This window comes from Candidatus Bathyarchaeota archaeon A05DMB-5, assembly GCA_019685655.1.
Taxonomy (GTDB): Archaea; Thermoproteota; Bathyarchaeia; order Bathyarchaeales; family Bathycorpusculaceae; genus DSLH01.
In genome coordinates this window covers 206,355-225,010 of sequence record JABFQP010000001.1, presented here as the reverse complement: position 1 = coordinate 225,010, position 18,656 = coordinate 206,355, and the positions used below count along the sequence as shown (strand labels likewise).

The 18,656-nt window shown below is 42.0% G+C and carries 26 protein-coding genes; 17 read left to right on the top strand and 9 right to left on the bottom strand.

Annotation, left to right across the window (positions count from 1 at the left end; translation table 11 throughout):
- Window positions 1-24 precede the first annotated feature (24 nt).
- The 6 genes from HM003_01325 to HM003_01300 all read left to right on the top strand — a co-directional run bounded on the left by HM003_01325 (window position 25) and on the right by HM003_01300 (window position 4,739).
- Window positions 25-279, top strand: coding sequence for a 4Fe-4S binding protein (locus HM003_01325; protein MBX5327984.1), 255 nt, complete (start codon window positions 25-27; stop codon window positions 277-279).
- 2 nt (window positions 280-281) lie between these two features.
- Window positions 282-1,460, top strand: coding sequence for a pyruvate ferredoxin oxidoreductase (porA, locus tag HM003_01320; GenBank protein MBX5327983.1), 1,179 nt, complete (start codon window positions 282-284; stop codon window positions 1,458-1,460).
- Between the two features lie 2 nt (window positions 1,461-1,462).
- Entirely contained in the window at window positions 1,463-2,392 is a 930-nt protein-coding gene (locus HM003_01315) for a pyruvate synthase subunit beta (protein ID MBX5327982.1), read from the top strand.
- 72 nt (window positions 2,393-2,464) lie between these two features.
- Entirely contained in the window at window positions 2,465-2,803 is a 339-nt protein-coding gene (gene albA / locus HM003_01310; GenBank protein MBX5327981.1) for a DNA-binding protein Alba, read from the top strand.
- Window positions 2,804-2,950: 147 nt separating this feature from the next.
- The gene (locus HM003_01305) at window positions 2,951-4,282 is read left to right on the top strand and encodes an acetyl ornithine aminotransferase family protein (protein ID MBX5327980.1); all 1,332 of its coding nucleotides are present in this window, start codon (window positions 2,951-2,953) and stop codon (window positions 4,280-4,282) included.
- 28 nt (window positions 4,283-4,310) lie between these two features.
- Window positions 4,311-4,739, top strand: coding sequence for a GNAT family N-acetyltransferase (locus tag HM003_01300; protein ID MBX5327979.1), 429 nt, complete (start codon window positions 4,311-4,313; stop codon window positions 4,737-4,739).
- Between the two features lie 105 nt (window positions 4,740-4,844).
- Here HM003_01300 and HM003_01295 read toward each other — a convergent pair whose 3' ends face one another.
- From HM003_01295 to HM003_01280, 4 genes are all read right to left on the bottom strand, one after another.
- Entirely contained in the window at window positions 4,845-6,119 is a 1,275-nt protein-coding gene (locus tag HM003_01295; GenBank protein MBX5327978.1) for an MFS transporter, read from the bottom strand.
- 83 nt (window positions 6,120-6,202) lie between these two features.
- On the bottom strand, window positions 6,203-6,769 hold the full coding sequence (locus HM003_01290; GenBank protein ID MBX5327977.1) for a hypothetical protein: 567 nt from the start codon (window positions 6,767-6,769) through the stop codon (window positions 6,203-6,205).
- Window positions 6,770-6,836: 67 nt separating this feature from the next.
- Window positions 6,837-7,379, bottom strand: coding sequence for a ribonuclease VapC (locus HM003_01285; protein ID MBX5327976.1), 543 nt, complete (start codon window positions 7,377-7,379; stop codon window positions 6,837-6,839).
- Window positions 7,376-8,212, bottom strand: coding sequence for an NAD(+) kinase (locus HM003_01280; protein MBX5327975.1), 837 nt, complete (start codon window positions 8,210-8,212; stop codon window positions 7,376-7,378). Before HM003_01280 ends, HM003_01285 begins: the two co-directional genes overlap by 4 nt.
- A 94-nt stretch (window positions 8,213-8,306) precedes the next feature.
- On the opposite strand from HM003_01280, the gene HM003_01275 reads away from it, so the two are divergent.
- The gene (locus HM003_01275; GenBank protein ID MBX5327974.1) at window positions 8,307-8,699 is read left to right on the top strand and encodes a translation initiation factor IF-5A; all 393 of its coding nucleotides are present in this window, start codon (window positions 8,307-8,309) and stop codon (window positions 8,697-8,699) included.
- Window positions 8,700-8,862: 163 nt separating this feature from the next.
- Complete coding sequence (locus HM003_01270; GenBank protein ID MBX5327973.1) at window positions 8,863-9,300, top strand: GNAT family N-acetyltransferase; 438 nt, start codon at window positions 8,863-8,865, stop codon at window positions 9,298-9,300.
- Here HM003_01270 and HM003_01265 read toward each other — a convergent pair.
- The 3 genes from HM003_01265 to HM003_01255 all read right to left on the bottom strand — a co-directional run bounded on the left by HM003_01265 (window position 9,297) and on the right by HM003_01255 (window position 10,860).
- Window positions 9,297-9,494 (bottom strand): hypothetical protein, encoded by a 198-nt coding sequence (locus HM003_01265; GenBank protein ID MBX5327972.1) that lies wholly within the window; start codon window positions 9,492-9,494, stop codon window positions 9,297-9,299. The genes HM003_01270 and HM003_01265 overlap by 4 nt on opposite strands.
- Window positions 9,495-9,653: 159 nt before the next feature.
- Window positions 9,654-10,097: an Hsp20/alpha crystallin family protein gene (locus HM003_01260; GenBank protein MBX5327971.1), complete on the bottom strand. Its 444-nt coding sequence runs from the start codon at window positions 10,095-10,097 to the stop codon at window positions 9,654-9,656.
- A 13-nt stretch (window positions 10,098-10,110) separates the two neighbouring features.
- Complete coding sequence (locus HM003_01255) at window positions 10,111-10,860, bottom strand: proteasome assembly chaperone family protein (GenBank protein MBX5327970.1); 750 nt, start codon at window positions 10,858-10,860, stop codon at window positions 10,111-10,113.
- A gap of 118 nt (window positions 10,861-10,978) precedes the next feature.
- Here HM003_01255 and ffh point away from each other — a divergent pair, with 118 nt between their 5' ends.
- Genes ffh through HM003_01215 form a run of 8 tightly spaced genes read left to right on the top strand, consistent with a single transcriptional unit; the run spans window position 10,979 to window position 16,764 of the window.
- Window positions 10,979-12,313, top strand: coding sequence for a signal recognition particle protein (ffh, locus tag HM003_01250; GenBank protein MBX5327969.1), 1,335 nt, complete (start codon window positions 10,979-10,981; stop codon window positions 12,311-12,313).
- Between the two features lie 30 nt (window positions 12,314-12,343).
- Window positions 12,344-13,684: a tRNA pseudouridine(54/55) synthase Pus10 gene (locus HM003_01245; GenBank protein ID MBX5327968.1), complete on the top strand. Its 1,341-nt coding sequence runs from the start codon at window positions 12,344-12,346 to the stop codon at window positions 13,682-13,684.
- Window positions 13,685-13,698: 14 nt separating this feature from the next.
- Window positions 13,699-13,992, top strand: coding sequence for a 50S ribosomal protein L21e (locus HM003_01240; protein MBX5327967.1), 294 nt, complete (start codon window positions 13,699-13,701; stop codon window positions 13,990-13,992).
- A gap of 5 nt (window positions 13,993-13,997) precedes the next feature.
- The gene (locus HM003_01235; protein MBX5327966.1) at window positions 13,998-14,336 is read left to right on the top strand and encodes an RNA polymerase Rpb4; all 339 of its coding nucleotides are present in this window, start codon (window positions 13,998-14,000) and stop codon (window positions 14,334-14,336) included.
- Window positions 14,337-14,388: 52 nt separating this feature from the next.
- Window positions 14,389-14,958 carry a DUF655 domain-containing protein gene (locus tag HM003_01230; GenBank protein MBX5327965.1) on the top strand — a complete coding sequence of 190 codons (570 nt, stop codon included), beginning with the start codon at window positions 14,389-14,391 and terminating at the stop codon, window positions 14,956-14,958.
- Between the two features lie 15 nt (window positions 14,959-14,973).
- On the top strand, window positions 14,974-15,768 hold the full coding sequence (gene rsmA, locus HM003_01225) for a ribosomal RNA small subunit methyltransferase A (protein MBX5327964.1): 795 nt from the start codon (window positions 14,974-14,976) through the stop codon (window positions 15,766-15,768).
- Window positions 15,752-16,366 (top strand): methyltransferase, encoded by a 615-nt coding sequence (locus HM003_01220; GenBank protein ID MBX5327963.1) that lies wholly within the window; start codon window positions 15,752-15,754, stop codon window positions 16,364-16,366. Before rsmA ends, HM003_01220 begins: the two co-directional genes overlap by 17 nt.
- A 44-nt stretch (window positions 16,367-16,410) precedes the next feature.
- Complete coding sequence (locus tag HM003_01215; GenBank protein MBX5327962.1) at window positions 16,411-16,764, top strand: DUF3795 domain-containing protein; 354 nt, start codon at window positions 16,411-16,413, stop codon at window positions 16,762-16,764.
- Here HM003_01215 and HM003_01210 read toward each other — a convergent pair.
- Both HM003_01210 and HM003_01205 read right to left on the bottom strand, forming a co-directional pair.
- Window positions 16,761-17,321, bottom strand: a complete 561-nt coding sequence (locus HM003_01210) for a GNAT family N-acetyltransferase (protein MBX5327961.1) — start codon at window positions 17,319-17,321, stop codon at window positions 16,761-16,763. The two genes, HM003_01215 and HM003_01210, sit on opposite strands and share 4 nt — an antisense overlap.
- A gap of 371 nt (window positions 17,322-17,692) precedes the next feature.
- Entirely contained in the window at window positions 17,693-17,908 is a 216-nt protein-coding gene (locus HM003_01205) for a DUF2283 domain-containing protein (GenBank protein MBX5327960.1), read from the bottom strand.
- Between the two features lie 178 nt (window positions 17,909-18,086).
- Here HM003_01205 and HM003_01200 point away from each other — a divergent pair, with 178 nt between their 5' ends.
- Window positions 18,087-18,608 carry a hypothetical protein gene (locus HM003_01200; protein ID MBX5327959.1) on the top strand — a complete coding sequence of 174 codons (522 nt, stop codon included), beginning with the start codon at window positions 18,087-18,089 and terminating at the stop codon, window positions 18,606-18,608.
- Window positions 18,609-18,656 lie beyond the last annotated feature (48 nt).

The window sequence follows — 18,656 nt, the reverse complement described above, 5'->3', positions numbered from 1 at the left end:
AGTGCTTCCAAAACTTGTAAGGAAATGCCCATTACGCCGTTATCTAAACCTACAGTGGGTAGCATGGGAAAAACAGGAACTTGGAGAACATTCCGACCTGAAGTTAATTATTCCAAATGCACTCGATGCACCATATGCTGGATTTACTGTCCAGACGCTGCCATTGCACGCCAAGAAGATGACTCACCCAAGATAGATTACGATTACTGCAAAGGTTGTGGGATATGTGCTAACGAGTGTCCAGTTAAAGCGATAACAATGAAACGGGAGGAAGAATAAAAATGGCACAAGTGATTATTGACACGGCAAACCACATCGCCGGATACGCTGCAAAGGCGGCAAGAGTAAAGGTTGTAGCCGCATACCCAATAACTCCTCAAACAACTGTAGTAGAAAAAATAGCTGATTTTGTCGAAAGTGGAGAGATGGACGCCGAATATATCCGAGTGGAATCTGAACACAGCGCCATGGTAGCATGTATCGCTGCGGCAGCAGCTGGAGTTCGAACTTTCACAGCGACTTCTGCTCATGGGTTAGCTCTTATGCATGAAGCATTACATTGGGCTGCTGGCTCTCGTTTGCCTGTAGTGATGGTTGTTGTTAACCGTGCTATGGGTGCTCCGTGGAGTATTTGGCCAGACTTCAGCGACTCTCTTTCTCAACGCGATACTGGCTGGATTCAGTTTTACTGCGCTGATAATCAGGAAGTTTTTGATACGGTTATTCAAGCCTACAAACTCTGTGAAGACGAACGAGTCTTTTTGCCTGCCATGGTTTGTTTAGAAGGTTTTATTTTATCGCACACGTACATGCCCGTGAAAATTCCTGAGCAAAAAAAGATTGATGATTTTCTGCCCCCCTATAAATGCGGGTGGATTTTGGATGTTAATCGTCCTTTATCTCATGCAAATTTGGTTTCACCAGACTGGTATATGGAGTTTCGTTACGTGATTCAAGAAGCTATGGAGAACGCAAAACAGTTGATTCCGAAAATCGACAAGGACTACAGTAAACGTTTCGGGTTTGAGTATGGCGGGTTAATTGAGAAGTACAAATGCGATGATGCGGATTTAGTATTGGTTACTATGGGCACTATGGCAAGCGACGCAAAAATAGCCGTCGGCAGTCTTCGCAAGGAAGGCTTAAAAGTAGGCGTTGCAAGGGTTAGAGTTTTTCGTCCTTTCCCAACGGAAGAAATAGCAAAGCTTGCAGAGCAAGCTAAAATGTTAGCAACAATAGACCGCCATATATCCTTTGGAATGGAAGGCTTTCTGGCGTCGGAGATTAAAGCGTCTCTTTTCAACAGAAAAGATAGACCATTGCTTGCAGGCTTTGTTGCGGGCTTAGGAGGAAGAGATGTCACTTCAGAAACTATCAAGAAAATTGCTAAAAAATCGCTAAAACAGATGCACGCAGGAAAAGTGGAGAAAGAAACTGAATGGGTTGATTTGAGGGAGTGAGAATAATGGTGACAATAAAAGAACTTCCTAAAGAAGAATACTTACTTAAGGGTCATGCTGCTTGTGCTGGTTGCGGCCCATCTATTGCAATTCGTCTACTCTTCAAAGCTTTAGGAAACAAGGTTATAATGGTTGTTCCAGCATGTTGTACAACCGTGATTCAAGGACCTTACCCATACACTTCCGTTGCTGTTCCTCTCCAAAACATTCTGTTTGAATCTACTGCAGCCGCGGCTTCTGGAATTGTTGCTGCGTTGCGTCTACGGAAAATGGAAGACATAACGGTTGTCGGTTGGGCTGGCGACGGTGGAACAGTTGATATTGGGATTCAAGCCTTGTCCGGGGCGGCTGAAAGAGAGACAAACTTCATCTACATTTGCTATGATAACGAGGCTTATGGTAATACTGGGATGCAGCGAAGCGGAGCGACACCTTACGGTGCTTGGACGACAACTACTCCGTCAGGAAAAAGAGAAAGGAAAAAAGACATGCCTTTCATAATGGCTGCACATAGAATACCTTACGTTGCAACTGCTTGCCCTTCCTATCCTATAGATTTTGTAGAGAAGATGAGAAAGGCAAGAGACATCAAAGGCACAAAGTACATTCATGTCTTAGCACCATGCCCTACAGGATGGCGTTATGACGCAAACAGAACAGTAGAGCTTGGACGCCTTGCCGTTCAAACTGGCTTGTGGGCATTATACGAAATTGAATATGGAAAGTTCAAACTTAATTCTCCAAGCGACCGTTTGATTGATAAAGCAAAACGAAAACCCGTTAAGGAATATTTACAATTGCAAGGCAGATTCCGCAACTTAACAGAAGAAGACGTAAACAGGATCCAACAGTGGGTTGATGAAGACTGGGAACGTTACCGTAAATTGGCGTCAAACAGTCTGTCTGACGCTACACTGCACGGAAAAATATAAGAATCTCAAAAACCATGTATACTCCGCTTTACGATGCCATCCATTTGCAATCAGCGAAAAAGGAGGTAAAATATGACAGAAAAGAAGCGAAAGGAGGAAACCGCCCAAAAACCAGCTAAACCACAGCGGAACCCAGAATCAAACGATAACGTCGTGTTCATCGGCAAAAAACCAGTGATGAACTACGTGGTCGCTTGCTTAACTTTTTTCAACTCAGGTGCCAAAAAGGTTACAGTTAAAGCTAGAGGGCGAGTGATTTGTAGAGCTGTTGACACTGTTGAGTTGTTGCGGCGAGCGTTTCTGAAAGATTTGCAACTTCAAAGTATCAACATATCTACAGAGGAAGTAGCTCGGGGCGAAGGCCAAAAGTCAAATGTTTCAGCGATTGAGATTACAGTGGCGCGACCATAAACCGTCTTAATTTCCTCCAAAGTGCTAATAAAATGTGCAACTGACCTATTTTGGACTATTTACCTATCATAATTTTTAGACAAAAAAGATAGGTAATTATATAAAACCCCCTTTTCTAAACTTTATTCCTCCTATTGGTGATTTAAGATGAATTACCCGAAAATCGTTGTTACTCCACCCGGACCAAAAGCAAGAGCGCTCGTAAAAAAAGATGAGGAACTGATTTCGCCATCATACGTGCGGTTTTACCCGCTTGTTGTTGAGTCTGGAAAAGGCTGTATTGTAAAAGATGTGGATGGAAATGAATACATAGACTTCAATTCTGGCTTGGTGTGCCTAAATGTTGGTCATAACCATCCAAAGGTTATTGCAGCAATAAAGAATCAATGTGACCGTTTTCTGCACTATTCCAACACTGACTTCTTCTATAAAGAAGTGGTTGACCTCGCAGAAAACCTCTCATCGATTACGCCGGGAAAAGACGCTAAAAAAGTCTACTTTGGTAACAGCGGAACTGAAGCAATTGAAGCAGCAATCAAACTTGCAAAATGGCACACTCGCAAGCAACTTTTCATTGGGTTCATAAGCGCATTTCACGGGCGTACAATTGGCGCTCTTTCTTTCACCGCTAGTAAACCCACCCAAAAGCGCTATTTCTTCCCACTTATGCCAGGCGTTACTCATGTTCCGTATGCGTACTGTTATCGTTGCCCCTTCAAACTAAACTATCCAGAGTGTCACTATTGGTGTGTAGACTTCATTGACGAGTTTGTCCTTCAGAAGTATGTTCCTCCGGAAGATGTCGTTGCCATTGTTTTTGAGTCTATTCAAGGAGAAGGAGGATATGTGGTTCCGCCACCAGAATATTTCCAGCGGCTAAAGAAACTCGCAGACAAATATGGCATTCTACTCATTGACGATGAAGTTCAGTCTGGTATGGGCAGAACAGGGAAGTGGTTTGCAATTGAGCACTGGAACGTTGAACCAGACATCATCTGTAGCGCCAAAGCATTAGCTTCAGGACTACCATTAGGTGCAACCATAGCTAAAGCGAAAGTTATGGACTGGGTTGGGGGTTCTCATGCAAGCACTTTCGGTGGTAATCCGCTCTCATGCGTTGCTGCAAATGCTGTAATAGAAATAATCAAGGAAGAAAGGCTTCTGGAAAACGCAACCAAACAAGGCGCGTACATTCTTAAAAGACTTGAAGAGTTGAAAGAGAAAAGCGAGATAGTCGGTGACGTAAGGGGCAAAGGCTTAATGATCGGAATGGAGATTGTGGAAAACAAGGAAAGCAAAAAACCTGAATCTAAAAAAGCTTCGGAAATCATGATGCGCGCTTGGAAAAGAGGAGTTGCTGTGATAGCTTGTGGGGCTTCTACAGTTAGGGTTGCGCCTCCACTTAACATTACACGAGAACTCGTTGATTCCGCATTAGACATAATTGTAGATGTCGTAAAAGAGGTTGAAAAAGAATAGGGGCTTCCGTCGCTCTCTGTGTGGTTGCATGGAAATTCGGAAGCTAACCATAGACAACTATGAGGAAATAGTACGGCTCTGGCGCAAAGCAGGCCTGCCTTTTAAACCCAAAGGAAGAGACAGTAAAGAAGCGATAGCCGCGCAAATGAGGGCGAATCCAGAATTTTTTCTTGGAGTTTTTGAAAATAACCGCCTTGTAGGTGTCGCGATTCTGAGCAGTGACATGCGAAAAGGCTGGATAAACCGATTAGCAGTTGACCCCGACTATAGAAACCGCGGCTTTGCTAAAGCACTGATTTCTGAATCAGAGCAAATATTTAGAAAGCATGGGTTAGGAATTTTTTGCGCCTTAATCGAAGATTATAACACTGCATCAAAGAAGTTGTTCAAAGAATGCGGGTATGTGGAACACCGTGACATATTATACTTTAGCAAACGTGATAGTGAGGAAGTATAGCAGAAGTTTCTCCACCAATCTTTTAACAACCATAATCTACATCTTCATTTTTCTTCTAACACAGCTTTCTCTTAATGAAGCGGTTGATCATCAAGATTATGCGAATCACGCTTGTCTTTCTTCCGGTTTTGGTTCTTGCACAAATAATATCAACACTGTAGAAGGAATTGCAAAAATGGCTGTGAGCAAAAACGGAAGCATAGGAGATACATCATCATACAAGAATCCGCCCAAACCAGCACCTAAAGCCATTAATATATAAGCGAAAAAGTTAGCTGAACCCGTTATTTTTCCTCGTTTTGATTGTGGAACAAGGTCAGCATACATTGTTTGATAAGACGAAAAACCAAGAAGCATTGAGAACCCAGCGAGTGGCATGGATATGAAGAGTGTTAAGTAATTTCCGAAAATAAACAATAATATGGCTGGAATCATCAGAAGGTTCGCTGTTAGTAAAGGTCTTTTCCTGCCAATTTTGTCAATTAGTCTGCCTACGGGCAAAGACAAGAATATCATGCAGATGAAAAGAGCAATCATGACATAACCCCAATTTATGCGAGCCAACTGAAAAGTCGGGTCAACTTCACGCGGGCCTCCTATCCGGAGCACGTAAAAAGCATAAACCATGAACAGCGTTTGAGTCATCGCAATTGAAAAACGCATAATTAATTCAGAGAAAAATAGAAACCGTGTCGAATGTGGCACTGTTTTCCATACGTTTATTCCTTCTTTTATGGCTTTTGGATATGCTCGTAGTGCTTCTCTTATGCTTATTTTCTCGGCGGTCTTGATGCTTTCCTTCAATTTTAGGCGCACGATAGCAGCTGCGAGATATAGAAATATAACAATAGTATAGGCAATTCTCATACCCATTATGGAACCGTAAGCGGTCACTAAAAACAGTGCAATAACAGGACCAGGAGTGGTTGAAACGCTCATTATTAAATTAAGCACAGAAAATCCCATTCCACGTTTTTCCGGCGGCAACGAATCAGCCATTAGAGCGTTTAAGGCTGGCTGGTATAGTAGGCATAGGTTTTGTATTACGGCTCCGACTAGAATGAGTTCCCAGCTTTGAGCAATCGCGTAAAAAATGAATGAAAGGGCAACTCCGAAGGTTAAGCTTGATACAAGCCATCGTCTTCCATATTTGTCCGCTAAGTATCCTCCCAAAAACTGAACGGAAGCTAATGTTAGCAAAGAAACAAGCATTATTACTCCAAGGATTGTTGCGCTTCCGCCGAGTTGAATGACATAGTCGGGATAGTATGTTCCTGGGAGTTCATGAGCGAAATCCATCAAAATCCAGCTTATAATGAGTATTAGGTAGTTTCCTCGGAAGAATGAAAATTCTTTCCTCAACTTTTCAGCAAAATTCAACGGTTAAACGTATCCTTTGGAGTTCATCCTTACAACAAATGAACTTAACAAAGATTGATTGAAACTTCAGCTCTAGTGTTTGTTCAGAACTCAAGTGGTTTTGCTATTACTTCTCTGATTTTCAGTTCAAAGAACCTCGCGGCGTTAGCTGGTTGAATTCGTAGTGCGGTGTCTGCGCCTCTTCCAGTTCCAGCAATAGCCACTATGTCCTTGTCGACTGGAATTAAGCCTGCATCTGCAGCCATCAAGGCGATTTCTACGCATACTTTTGTTCCTTCTCCCATGAGTCTGAGGATGTTTGCAATAAGCTCTAAAGGCTGGATTGTGCTGAAATCTTTGCGGATTGCTCGTTCTACACTGCTTAGGGCATGAATGCCTGTGAAGATTTTCGCTCCATTCGCCAGAATTTCCTTCTTATGGTCTTCTAGTAGCTCGGTTTCTCCGGGTTGACGGAAACCGTGGCAATGAGTTACCACGACGACATTGTAGCCTTTGAAGATTTCGGATGCTTTTGCTCCTGTCTCGCCGGTTGTTGATGCAACTACTATGTTTTTTATGTCTTCTTTTTCTATGTAATCTTTGACAAGTTTAAGCAGTGCATCTGTGTTCTGAGCGCCTGCTTTCTTGAAGTAAATGGTTTTACGTTCAATTGTGCTCATGACTAAACCTCAACATTTTTCAAATTTTAAACTCCACACTTTCTTATATTGTTGATGATTATCCTTGGTCTAAGCTCTTTTTTCTTAATGGTTTCCTTTTCAACTCTGTACCGCATATTTCGCATTTTCCGTATTTATAATTAGCCGGATACCTTTTATGGCATGCGGGGCAATACCTTATCCATTGTAATCGGAAGCGTATGCCAAAAGTTGCTAGGGAAGCAAAAGGTATGCCCATTTGATTTGCAACGTTTTGTATGGAGTAATCGTCTGTGGCAACTAATGGAGTGCATCCTTGCGACTTAAGCTCTAGAGCCAATGCCAAAACTTGAAGGTCAGCATCTGAAAGGAAAAATGCATCGCCGATGACATTTGCTGACACTTTAACTTTATTGAGGAAGTTCTCTTCTGGCATTTTCACTTTTAACTTTCCGCTTTCCATTGCTGTTTTAAATCTGACCCAAGACATTGAGCTTCCGAAGATTTCTTCTCTAACCATTGGCACGGTATATTGTTCCTCGCTTATAGAAAATGGGTCGAATCCAGCCACGAAAGCCGATGTGTCCAAAACTATAACTTTTCTATTCACGTTGTCAATCAAACTCCTTTAAAGAGAAGTCTGCTTCTGAGGCGATGGTAAAAGTTCTCTCTGAACCTTATAAAAGAAGTTTCATATTTTGAGCGTGTGACCGTAACGCGTGGAAGTTTGGAATTTATAATTTGCCGATGCTGGCCATCAATTATTACTAGAATCTTTCTTGGTCTAACGACTTCAATAGTTAAATTGGAATTTGCTGGAAAGACAATCGAGCGGAAAACGCTTAAGGCGCATATGGAAGTTAAAACAAATGCGTCTACATTTGGGTCCAGCACTGGGCCACCTGCCGAAAGCGAATATCCTGTTGAGCCGGTTTGTGTGGAAACCATTAAGCCATCTGCTTGGGAGCCTAAGATTGGTTGTCCATCTTTGAGAATGCGTGTGTAAAGCAGTTTTACTGGTTCGTCGGCTACAATTAATACCTCATTTAAGGCGTCGGGAAACTTTGTGCCATCCGCCATTATCGAAAGTTTCATGCATTTTTCAATTTCGAATTCTTTCTTTAAGCATTTATCTATAGCGGCAAAGGCTTGTTTTGGTTCGACTTCTGTTAGGAAACCCCGAATACCCATGTTTATTGTGAGTATTGGCGGTTCTGGCTTTGGAATGGCGACGCATGTTCGTAGGATGGTGCCGTCGCCGCCAACTGTTATTATGAAATCAGTTTTCATTTTTTCAAGTGGAATGGTTTTTCCTTTTATGCTTGCCTTGTTTGCTAGTGTGTCCTCTACAAATACTTCTAATCCTTTTTCTCTCAAGTAATTAGCCAAGTCTTCAGCAAGTTTTATGGCTGGTTTTTTGTCAAAACGGGCAACCAGTCCGACGCTTTTGAACAATGGCTTCACCGTTTTGTATTAGCGGCACCTTAATCTATATATGGGTGTTGTTTAAAATTGCTGTGGATGAAAATCGTGAGCAGTTGGTGAGTGAATGAGCAAACCAGTTGATGTTGGAAGCTTGCGTGTAGGCGGATACATGATTGTCGATAACGAACCATGCCGAATAGTCGATATAACCAAATCAAAACCTGGAAAACATGGTTCTGCCAAAGCAAGAATCGTAGCCATTGGCGTTTTTGACGGCGTAAAAAGGAGCATTGTAAAACCTGTGGACGCCAACGCTGAAGTTCCAATAATTGAAAAACGCAGTGGACAAGTTTACGCTGTTACTCCTTCAAGCATTCAAATAATGGACTTGGAAACCTACGAGTATTTTGATGCTCCTTATCCTGAAGAGGAAGAGTTGAAGGCGAAAATTGCTGCTGGCGTTGAAATCGAGTATTGGCGGATACTGGGCAAAATCAAAATAGTAAGAACAAAATAAAATGAAAGATTGAACTTTTGGCATCGAATGAAATGAGACACCTTGGTAGTTACTCTTTACTGGAGGTTACACATTCCTGCCCGCTGAAAAGGTCAAGTTAAAGGACGGCAGAACGGTTCTAATTAGAAAGTTTCAGATAGATGATAAAGAGAGACTTATCAAGATGTACGAATCTCTTTCGGACGATGCTGTACGTTGGGGAATGCCACCTTACAATAGGGAAAGACTTGAAAGGGGCTGGTTTAGTAATCTTCAAAATATTATAGCCTTAATCGCTTTACATGAGGATAACATTGTTGGGCATGCACAGATTTTCAAGAATCCTAATGCACGAAGAAAAGGAACAGGTGATTTGGTAATGTATCTTCACCAAAACTTTCATAACATGGGATTAGGAACCGCAATGCTTGCTAGGCTCATGAAACTTGCGAAAGATGAAGGATTGCACCGAGTAAGTTTACATGTTGTCGCTGATAACAAAATCGCTGTTCATCTCTATCAGAAGTTTGGCTTCAAAATTGAAGGAATAATGAAGGATGCATACTTTGGCGAAGACGGTAAATATCATGATGAACTGGTGATGGGTTTGTTACTTAATTAACTCCACCATTCCCAATTGAGCTTTTTGAAGCCTAAGTAAAGAACCAGAAGAATTATTCCCCAACTTAGTGCGATGCCAGCAAATTTCAATACCTCAGGCGTGACATACGTGTAACTTGCCCAAGCGCTAACACCGCCTAAACCTACAAGCAAAAGAGCAAATACAGCAAATTGAATAGCACGTTCAGTTGCCATGAATTTTCACCATTAGCTGTTTCTAGAAGTTAGCATATCTTATTGTTAAAACTTTCCATCAAAGTTTATTTTCTCGTTTAGTCTTGTGTTTATTGAAGCCGATGATGCGAGAAGAGCCGTCTGATTTGTGAAGACATTTATGGGCTGAGGCTTCTACGTTTATTCCACCGGGATTGCGTATTCATGTTTGCGGGGAATGCACACTTCTAATATTCCCTTTTTGAAACGTATTGCCATTTTATCCATCTGCACAGGTACTGGAATACGCGTTTGGCAATGGAATGTTTGGAACTCGCCTTTGTAGTGTGTTATACCCAGTTCTTCGAGGCGTATTTTTCGTTTCATCTTCGCTGATATCTCAAGAGTTTTTTCGTCTAACGCTTTAACTTGCACTGTGCTCTCTTCTGTGTAGGGCAAATCAACAGTTACTATCACTTCTGTCGGCGTCACTATCATGTCACGAAGTGGTTCCACGGCGCAAGTTTTCTGGTTCCAGCTTGGTCTTTCCGCTAATTGTTCTCCAAACCTTTCGAACAATTCTTCCCATTCGTCAAAGTATTCATCAATCAAGTCGAAGATTGAACGCCTTCTTCTGCTAGACATTCACATTTCCTCCTTAAGAAACATACAATGGAATGTCGTATTCTTGCGTTTTCTTCATTTTAGTCATCTCTTGCTGTGTTCGTCTCATAACGTCTCTGGCTCTTAAACGAATTTCTTCGCCTTTTTCCAGAAGTTTTGAAACATCCACTTTTACTTCGGTGACATTTGCTAATCCCTTTAACACTTCCGCTGCAGCTTCAGGGTCTGGATAGTTAAGGAAACATTGCGCAAGTAATGCTATTGCTGGTAAACCCATAGTCGCGCATCTTTGAAGCATAAGTGCTTGGGGACCAACCATGTACCCTTCCTTCAATATTTCTATGCCTTTATCTTGCACCATTTTCAGCGTGTCTGGGTTCGACGCTGCAGCAAAAACTTTCAACTCTTGAACGTCTTGCCTGTCTTGTATTGGAATGCCGCTTAATGAAACCATCATCTTAACATTTTTGCTTTTTCCCCATTCAATCAACGCATTCATCACTGGATAAATAATGTCTGCAGATATTGCAGTTTCAGAAACAGCTAACAAGGCTTCATTGTTTCCAAAAATTCTTATCGGAGAATGCGGCAAGCCCTCATGCAAGACGATTATCGGCGGTAGCAACTTTGAATCCATAAACGCAACTTCTTCAAAATCTTTAAGTTCTTCTATCAAATGCGATGCTGCGATGACGCCGACCAATCCAACATCTGGAAAACCAAACACCAGTGTAGCGTTAGGTGAAATCTCTTTTTTCTCTACAATTTTAACTTCTTCATTCAAACTTTAACCCTCAACCTTCTCCTTTAAAAGGCGACTCGTAAAAAGGTTATGCAAGTTAAGCTTAAAGAGCAGAATATCTATTTAAAAGCATAAACTGTTTAGAATTTGGAGAAACAACATGGCACTAGAACGCTTGGGCTCCACACTTTACGAAGCCCTAAAAAAAGTTTTCAAAGCATCCATCGTAGATGAGGCCACAGTTAAAGAACTTGTACGCGACATACAGAGGGCTCTGCTGCAAGCAGACGTCAACGTTAAACTTGTGCTTGACATTTCCAAGCGAATAGAAGAAAGAGCTCTAAAAGAAAAAGTTCCTCCGGGCATTTCACGCCGCGAGCATGTAATAAAAGTTGTTTATGAAGAATTAACTCGTTTTCTCGGAGAAAAGCCTGCGCCAATAACGGTGGAACCTGGAAAGCGCAACGTGATAATGCTTGTGGGGATTCAAGGGTCAGGAAAAACAACTGTAGCGGCTAAACTTGCAAGATACTATCAAAAGAGAGGATTAAAACCAGCGCTAATATGCGTTGACACGTACAGACCTGGAGCATACGCGCAATTGCAACAATTAGCAAACAGGATAAATGTGCCGCTATACGGCGACCCAAAAGCAAAGGACCCTGTTAAAATAGCACTTGACGGTTTAAAACAATTCAACGATAAGGAAATTGTGATAATTGACACTGCTGGGCGCCACAAAGAGGAACAGGAACTAATTAAAGAAATGAAAATGCTTGAAAAAAACATTAAGCCCGACGAGATTGTACTTGTGATTGATGGAACAATCGGGCAACAAGCAACAGTTCAAGCGAAAGCTTTCAATGAAGCCACGCCTATAGGCTCAATTATCGTGACAAAATTGGATGGTTCAGCGCGAGGTGGCGGTGCTCTTTCCGCGGTTGCAGCTACTGGGGCTCCTATAAAGTTCATCAGCACCGGCGAAAAAGTAGAAGACATAGAGGCGTTCATTCCTTCCCGTTTCGTTGGCAGGCTCCTAGGCATGGGCGACCTTGAAACTTTGTTGGAAAAAGTTCGCGAAGCAGAAATTAAGGTGCCAGAGAAAAAAGCCAAAGCCATCCTAAGCGGCAAATTCACGTTAACTGACATGTATGAACAGTTCGAAGCCATGAAGGGTATGGGAACTTTCCGTAAACTTTTGAAGATGGTTCCAGGCATGTCTTATGACATACCTGAGGATATGCTGAACACTGCAGAAGACCGCCTAGAAAAGTGGCGTGTAATGATTCAGTCCATGACGCCGGAAGAAAAGGATAACCCAAAAATTTTCAACGCTTCCAGAATAAAACGTGTTGCAAGGGGCTCTGGAACAAGTGAGAAGGAAGTGAAAGAACTTCTGAAACAATACGTGATGATGCGTAAAATGTTAAAGTCGCTTAGACGAAAGAAGAAGCTTCCGTTCTTCGGGAAAGGTTTACCGCTTGATTTTAAGTAATGCGCACAATGGTTTGGAAAGGACCTTACAATGGGCTCTGGCGTTTTAGAAAAAGCGTTTAAAATGCTTGAAAAGTATCCCTTGTGTGACCATTGTTTAGGAAGACAATTTGCTCTGCTTGGGCATGGAGTAGAAAACGACGAACGAGGAAAAACAATAAAACTCGCATTGACATTTGAAGTGCACGCGTTAGCCCTTTCCAAAGCTAAAGAAGGCATTAGAAACCTCAAGATTCTTGCGACAAACGGTTTTTTTGAAACAGCCAAAGAAATATTGCATAAAATGAAAAGGCAGGTTCCGGAAAAAAATCTGCCTAAGGTATGTTTTTTATGCGAAAATAAATTTGAGATGACTGAAGACTTGGCAAAAAAAGCAGTAAAGCAGTTTGAGGAATATGAATATAACAACTTTTTGGTAGGCGTAGAATTACCTCTTTCCGTGGAGGAGCGAGAAGATGAGTTTAGAGCCGAGTTTGAAGCAATCTATGCTGAAAGTATGCGAACCGCGTTTGGAAGGATGCTGGGCAAGAAAATTGCTTCGTGCAGTGAGAAAGCTGTGGAGCATAAGAAGCCTGATGTGGTTGTGATTGTTAACCCATTTACTAATAAGATAGGGCTTCAAGTGAACCCTCTTTTCATTTCTGGGCGCTACAAGAAACTTGCCAGAGGCATACCGCAGTCAAAATGGTTCTGTTCGAACTGCAGAGGAAAAGGTTGCGAAAAATGTAATTGGACTGGGAAGATGTACCCGGAATCTGTTGAGGAGATTATTGGGAAATTGTTTTTGGACGCGACAGGTGGTGCGAAAATATCGTTTCATGCTTCTGGAAGGGAAGACATTGATGCTCGCATGCTTGGCAAGGGCAGACCTTTCGTGATTGAAATTTCGAGACCTAAGAAGCGGTTCTTGGACCTTAAGAAATTAGAAAATGAAGTGAATGCTTATGCAAAAGGTAAGGTTGAAGTCTCGAATCTAAAGTTTTCAAACAAGGATGCGGTTCGAAGGTTGAAGAAGGCTGAATCTTCTCAGAAAGAATACCGTGTAATAGTTGAGTTTGAAGATGAAATTACGAAAGAAGATATGCGGCTTCTTGAAGATAAACTAACAAATATCATTGTCAAACAAAAGACGCCAACACGTGTTTTGCATAGGCGAGCAGATTTGACACGGGAAAAGTACATATATGACGTGAAAGTAAAGGTTTTGTCGCCTAAAAAGGCTGAAATGAAAATACGATGCCAAGGAGGGCTTTACGTTAAAGAATTGGTGACAGGAGATGATGGAAGAACAACTCCAAGCGTTTCAGGACTTCTCAAGAACAAAGCGAAGCCTATAAAACTTGATGTTTTAAACGTAGCTATGAAAGATTGAAAAGGTGAAAATGAATGAAAAAGTCAAAGGGATATCGTTCAGGGACTCGGCGTCTGCTACGTAAGGAGCCACGTGAACGTGGGAAAACGAAATTGAGTAAGCTGCTGTATGAGTATCCTTCTGGAAGCAGTGTGGTTATCAAGATAGATCCAAGTGTTCAGAAGGGCATGCCGCATAGACGTTATCATGGGAAGGTTGGTACGATAGTTGACAAGCGCGGGCGAAGTTATGTTGTAAGCATTATGCAAGGGGATGCGGTTAAGGAGATTATTGTTAGACCGGAACATTTGGAGCCTTTTAAAGCGTGATTGAGATGGCGGGAAAAAGCGAGAAGGAAAAGAAGCTTACTCTTCCTGAAGTTAAGAAGTTGCTGGAGTCTATTGGCGAGGAGAATCTGGATCAGTTCCAGCGGCGCACTTATGATTATGTTTCTAAGTTTTCGAAGGTGGATGCTGAGGCTGCTGGAAAGCTTGTGGAGAAGCTTGTGAAGGAGTTTGGTTTGGATGAGGAAGAAGCGGTTCAGATAGTTAACTGTATGCCGAAGAGTGTTGATGAATTGAGGGTTTTTCTTGCTGCTGGGCGTAAGATTATTGAGACTTCAAAGTTGGAAGCTATAGTCATCCTTTTGGATGAACATCGAAAACCTCAATGAGCTGTCTTAGCAACTATTTTTTAAGCAAAAAGAGTGTAAGATAAAGGCGAACATGATGGAGAAAAGATACGAGGAATACGCTTACGTCTTAGATTTCTTGCCGCATGGGCGTTCTGGGATTCGTCCAACAGGCAGGGCTGGTTACAGAGCGGGAGCGCTTGTGCAGTTGATAGGTGAGGAGTTTTTTACGCTTTTGGAGGCTTTAGCTAAGGAGGGTGTTACGCTTAAGCTTCATGATCGTGTTTATGTGGGTAAGGATGCGCGTGAGGAGATTACGTATATTATTGGGCGGGTGAGTTATGAGGAGTTGACGGCTGCTGCGAGGATGGAGCTTCCTGCGGTTATTAGTAGGATAGTTTTGAATCGTGAAAAGTGGTTTGTTAACTTTTTTAATACTGCGAGGGCTATAACGCCTCGGATGCATGCTTTGGAGTTGATTCCTGGTATTGGTAAGAAGTATATGTGGCAGGTTATTAATGAGCGTGAGAAGAAGCCTTTTGAGAGTTTTGATGATTTGCAGAAGCGTACGGAGTTGCCTAATCCGGTTAAGTTGATTACTAAACGTGTTTTGGAGGAGTTGTCGGGCGAGAGCAAGTATCGGTTGTTTACGAGGGTTCAATAGTTTATTTGTGGTAATATGAGCTTGTTAGCTGAAACGAAGTTTTTGCTTCGGGCGTACCAGATTTTTCCGAAGAAGCATTTAGGGCAGAATTTTTTGGTTGAGCCATCAATTTTTCAGCGGATGATTGATTATGCGGTGGTGTGTAATAGGGATGTAGTGTTGGATGTTGGTGCTGGGATTGGTTTTTTGACGCGTTTTCTCGCGGGTAAGTGTGGTCGTGTTTTGGCTGTTGAGTTTGATGCGAGGCTTGTTAGGGTTTTGCGTGAGCAGCTTAGGGATTTGGTGAATGTTCAAGTTATTGAGGGTGATGTTCTTAAGGTGGCGGTTCCTGAGTTTAATAAGGTTGTTTCTGTTCCTCCTTATCGTATTTCTTCTCGTTTGTTTTTGTGGCTTTTGAGTAGGAATTTTGATTGTGCAGTTTTGGTTTTTCAGAGGGAGTTTGCGGATAGGCTTGTGGCTTCTGTGGGCAGTGATGCTTATGGGTGGTTGAGTGTTTTTGCGTATTATTTTGTGGATGTTGAGTTGTTGGATGATGTTCCGAAGGGGATGTTTTATCCGCAGCCGAGGGTTGATTCGGTTGTTGTGCGTTTGAAGCCGAAAAAGCCTAAGCCGTTCGAATTAAAGGATGAGGATTTGTTCAGGCGGTTGGTGCGGTTGTTGTTTACGCAGCGTAATAGGAAGGTTAGGAATGCTGTGTTGGTTTTTTTGAAGGGTGTGCCTTCTGGGATGGTTGTTCCTTTTGGTGATAGGCGTATTAGGGAGTTGGCGCCTGAAGATTTTGGAGTGTTGGCGAATGCGTTTTGCGTGTAAGAAAGTGTTTTTTGGGGGTTATGTTTTTGCTGTTTGGGAGAATGTTTATGAGCCGTGTGAGGATTCGTTTCTTTTTGCTGAGAATTTGGTTGTTAGGCGGGGTGATTTTGTTCTTGATGTAGGTGCCGGCTGTGGCTTTTTGGGTATAATTGCTGCAGAGAAGGCGTCTGGTGTTGTTGCGGTTGATGTGAACCCGTATGCTGTGTGTTGTGCGAAGGAAAATGCTGAGTTGAATGGGGTTATGGATAAAATGTTTTTTGTGCGGGGTGATTTGTTTTCGCCGTTTAAGATATGTGAGAAGTTTGATTTGGTTCTTTTTAATGCTCCTTATTTGCCTGTTGAAGTTAGTGAAGGGGCGTTTTGGATTGAGCGTGCTTGGGCTGGTGGGGAGAGTGGTAGGAGGGTTATTGACCGTTTTATTTGTGAAGTGCCAAGTTATCTTAGGCGTGGTGGGCGTGTGTTGCTTATGCAGTCTACTTTGGCTGGGGTTGAAGAAACTTTGGAGGGTTTTGCGAGGGAAGGGTTGAAAGCCGGTGTTGTTGCGAGGCGTGATTTGCCCTTTTTTGAGACGTTGGTGCTTGTTGAGGCGAAGCGGTAAGTTAATCTGTTTATGTTTTTAATATGGTGTTGGAGAGAGCTTGTTTGGGTAAGTTTGTTGGTTATTGTGGGATTGTGTGTTCTGATTGTCCGGTTTTTGTTGCTACACAGAAGAATGATGATGTAGAGCGGAGGCGTGTGGCTGAGATTTTTACTAGGCAGTATGGGCGGGAGTATAGGTTAGAGGATATTAACTGTGATGGTTGTGTGAGTGATAGTTTGCGTATTTTTTGGTATTGTAATGATTGTGGGATAAGGAAGTGTGGTAGGGCGAAGAAGGTTGAGAATTGTGGTTTTTGTGTGGAGTATCCTTGTGGAAGGCTTTCTGAGTTGTTTGGTAAGTATTCTGTGGCGAAGGAAGTGTTGGATGGGATTAGGCGTGAACGTGGTATTGTTTAGTGGATGATTTTTCGTAGTCTTATTTCGTCTCTTACTGGGATTCCGTTTATTCCTTTTATGGTTTTGCCGTGTTTTTCTGCTATGGCGTTTGGTTTTACTTGGTAGATTTGGAAGCCGAGTTTTTGGTAGAATGCTAATGCTGGTAGGTCGTCGTTTGATGTTGAAACTAGTAGTTGTTTTTTGTTTGATTGTTTGGCTTTTATTTCGACTTTTTTGGTTAGTGCTTTTCCTATTCCTGTGTTTTGGTATTTTGGGAGTATGCCTAATGCCACAATTATGGTGGTGTTTTGTGTTTTTGCAATGTACGTTGGGAGTTTGGTGACAATGAATCGTCTGTTAAATGTTAGTTGTTCTTGTTCTCCCCAGAAGTGTTCTACAAATTTTCGGATTTTCTCTTTTTCTTTTTTGGTTTTTGCTATTGTGATGGTGTAGTTCTGTGTGGTTTTCTTTTGGCATGTTGGGCATACTGTTCGCAATCGGGTGTGTTGTGGGCATAGTGGTTTTCCGCAGACACTGCATGTGTAAACTGCTTGATTATGGCAGTGCTTGCAACTCATTTGATTTGTTTCTCCTTGTGTAAATTATTGTTTGGGTGAGAAGTTTTACTTAACTCTGCATGCTCGTGGTTATGCGAAACTGTTGCGCTCTGCGGAAGCTATACCCCCCTTATAAATAGGTTGAACCTTTAGTCTGAAAGTGTTTATGATATAGAGTTTGTTTCCCATTTTTTTATCAGAAGGGCTTAATGTGATTAGGATTTAATTGGGATATTGCTAACAATTTGCCGTATGCTCTCTGAACCTCCAAGTGTAAGGCGTAAGAATATTTCATTTAACAACCAATGGCTGTTCTGCTTTTATGTTCCACGTTTCATACATGTAATAACCGATAAACTACATAGCCAAAAAAGCTGACTATTTCCTTACAATTATGCTGTCTCTGCTGTGGCTTTTGCTATTTGCTTTATGAGACCACGCTTTCTAGCATTCCAAATCTCTATGCCGATAACTTTGCCCTTCGAATTAAGTTCTAAATGAACATCAGGGTCTACCTCGACAATCTCGTGACTTGGTCCCTCTTCAAACAGCATATACAATATATTAACCGACTTCTCATACCAAGCTCTCACTTTACCCTCTTTCATAAACCAGCGCCAACCTAGACAACACAACCAATAAATTCAGTAACATAATCAATGTTATAACATATTTGGCTCCTAACAGGCGAGTTATTGTTGCTGTGCGCATACATGTTTGTGTTAAAAAGCTATATAACAAGAAAACCGCACTATTCCTAGAAAACAACTCAAAACGTGAATAGCCATGTGCATACTCGGTAAAGACAAACTAAAAGAACTTATCGAAAAATACAAATGCATATACCCATACGACCACAACCTCCTCGACGGAGACGGCTACATCCTAACCGTAAAAGAAGAAACCACACTACATTACCTCGAACACAAAAACCTAACAACATACGAAATCGTCTTCACACCACCAAACTACGTGGCACACCTAACCGCCAAAAGCAAATACGGACGCATGGGCCTAAGCTTCCTAAACGCAGCAAAAGTCCACAGCGGCTTCATCGGACGCCTAGCCCTAGAACTCGTAAACCTCAGCAACGACCGCTGCCCAATAACCATAAAACGCGGCGACCCCTTCATGCACGTGGAATTCGTAACAAGAGACGGAGAAGCATCACCCTACATGGGCGAATACCAATTCCAATACCTAACCCAAGAAGAAATACAAATGTATATTCCAATACTCAAAAACGTCTTCCCAAACTATGAAGAACTAGCAAAAACATGGTTCAAAAACAAACCATTACCACCATAAAAACATAAACACCATTCTGAATTTTCAAAACTAATTCTAAATTCATAA

Excerpts from the sequence above, each read along its gene's own strand:
- HM003_01325 (MBX5327984.1), top strand. The coding sequence starts at position 25 with ATGCCCATTACGCCGTTATCTAAACCTACAGTGGGTAGCATGGGAAAA.
- porA (MBX5327983.1), top strand. The coding sequence starts at position 282 with ATGGCACAAGTGATTATTGACACGGCAAACCACATCGCCGGATACGCT.
- albA (MBX5327981.1), top strand. The coding sequence starts at position 2,465 with ATGACAGAAAAGAAGCGAAAGGAGGAAACCGCCCAAAAACCAGCTAAA.
- HM003_01305 (MBX5327980.1), top strand. The coding sequence starts at position 2,951 with ATGAATTACCCGAAAATCGTTGTTACTCCACCCGGACCAAAAGCAAGA.
- HM003_01300 (MBX5327979.1), top strand. The coding sequence starts at position 4,311 with ATGGAAATTCGGAAGCTAACCATAGACAACTATGAGGAAATAGTACGG.
- HM003_01275 (MBX5327974.1), top strand. The coding sequence starts at position 8,307 with ATGAGCAAACCAGTTGATGTTGGAAGCTTGCGTGTAGGCGGATACATG.
- HM003_01270 (MBX5327973.1), top strand. The coding sequence starts at position 8,863 with ATGTACGAATCTCTTTCGGACGATGCTGTACGTTGGGGAATGCCACCT.
- HM003_01265 (MBX5327972.1), bottom strand. The coding sequence starts at position 9,494 with ATGGCAACTGAACGTGCTATTCAATTTGCTGTATTTGCTCTTTTGCTT.
- HM003_01260 (MBX5327971.1), bottom strand. The coding sequence starts at position 10,097 with ATGTCTAGCAGAAGAAGGCGTTCAATCTTCGACTTGATTGATGAATAC.
- ffh (MBX5327969.1), top strand. The coding sequence starts at position 10,979 with ATGGCACTAGAACGCTTGGGCTCCACACTTTACGAAGCCCTAAAAAAA.
- HM003_01245 (MBX5327968.1), top strand. The coding sequence starts at position 12,344 with ATGGGCTCTGGCGTTTTAGAAAAAGCGTTTAAAATGCTTGAAAAGTAT.
- HM003_01240 (MBX5327967.1), top strand. The coding sequence starts at position 13,699 with ATGAAAAAGTCAAAGGGATATCGTTCAGGGACTCGGCGTCTGCTACGT.
- HM003_01235 (MBX5327966.1), top strand. The coding sequence starts at position 13,998 with ATGGCGGGAAAAAGCGAGAAGGAAAAGAAGCTTACTCTTCCTGAAGTT.
- HM003_01230 (MBX5327965.1), top strand. The coding sequence starts at position 14,389 with ATGATGGAGAAAAGATACGAGGAATACGCTTACGTCTTAGATTTCTTG.
- rsmA (MBX5327964.1), top strand. The coding sequence starts at position 14,974 with ATGAGCTTGTTAGCTGAAACGAAGTTTTTGCTTCGGGCGTACCAGATT.
- HM003_01220 (MBX5327963.1), top strand. The coding sequence starts at position 15,752 with ATGCGTTTTGCGTGTAAGAAAGTGTTTTTTGGGGGTTATGTTTTTGCT.
- HM003_01210 (MBX5327961.1), bottom strand. The coding sequence starts at position 17,321 with ATGAGTTGCAAGCACTGCCATAATCAAGCAGTTTACACATGCAGTGTC.
- HM003_01205 (MBX5327960.1), bottom strand. The coding sequence starts at position 17,908 with ATGAAAGAGGGTAAAGTGAGAGCTTGGTATGAGAAGTCGGTTAATATA.
- HM003_01200 (MBX5327959.1), top strand. The coding sequence starts at position 18,087 with ATGTGCATACTCGGTAAAGACAAACTAAAAGAACTTATCGAAAAATAC.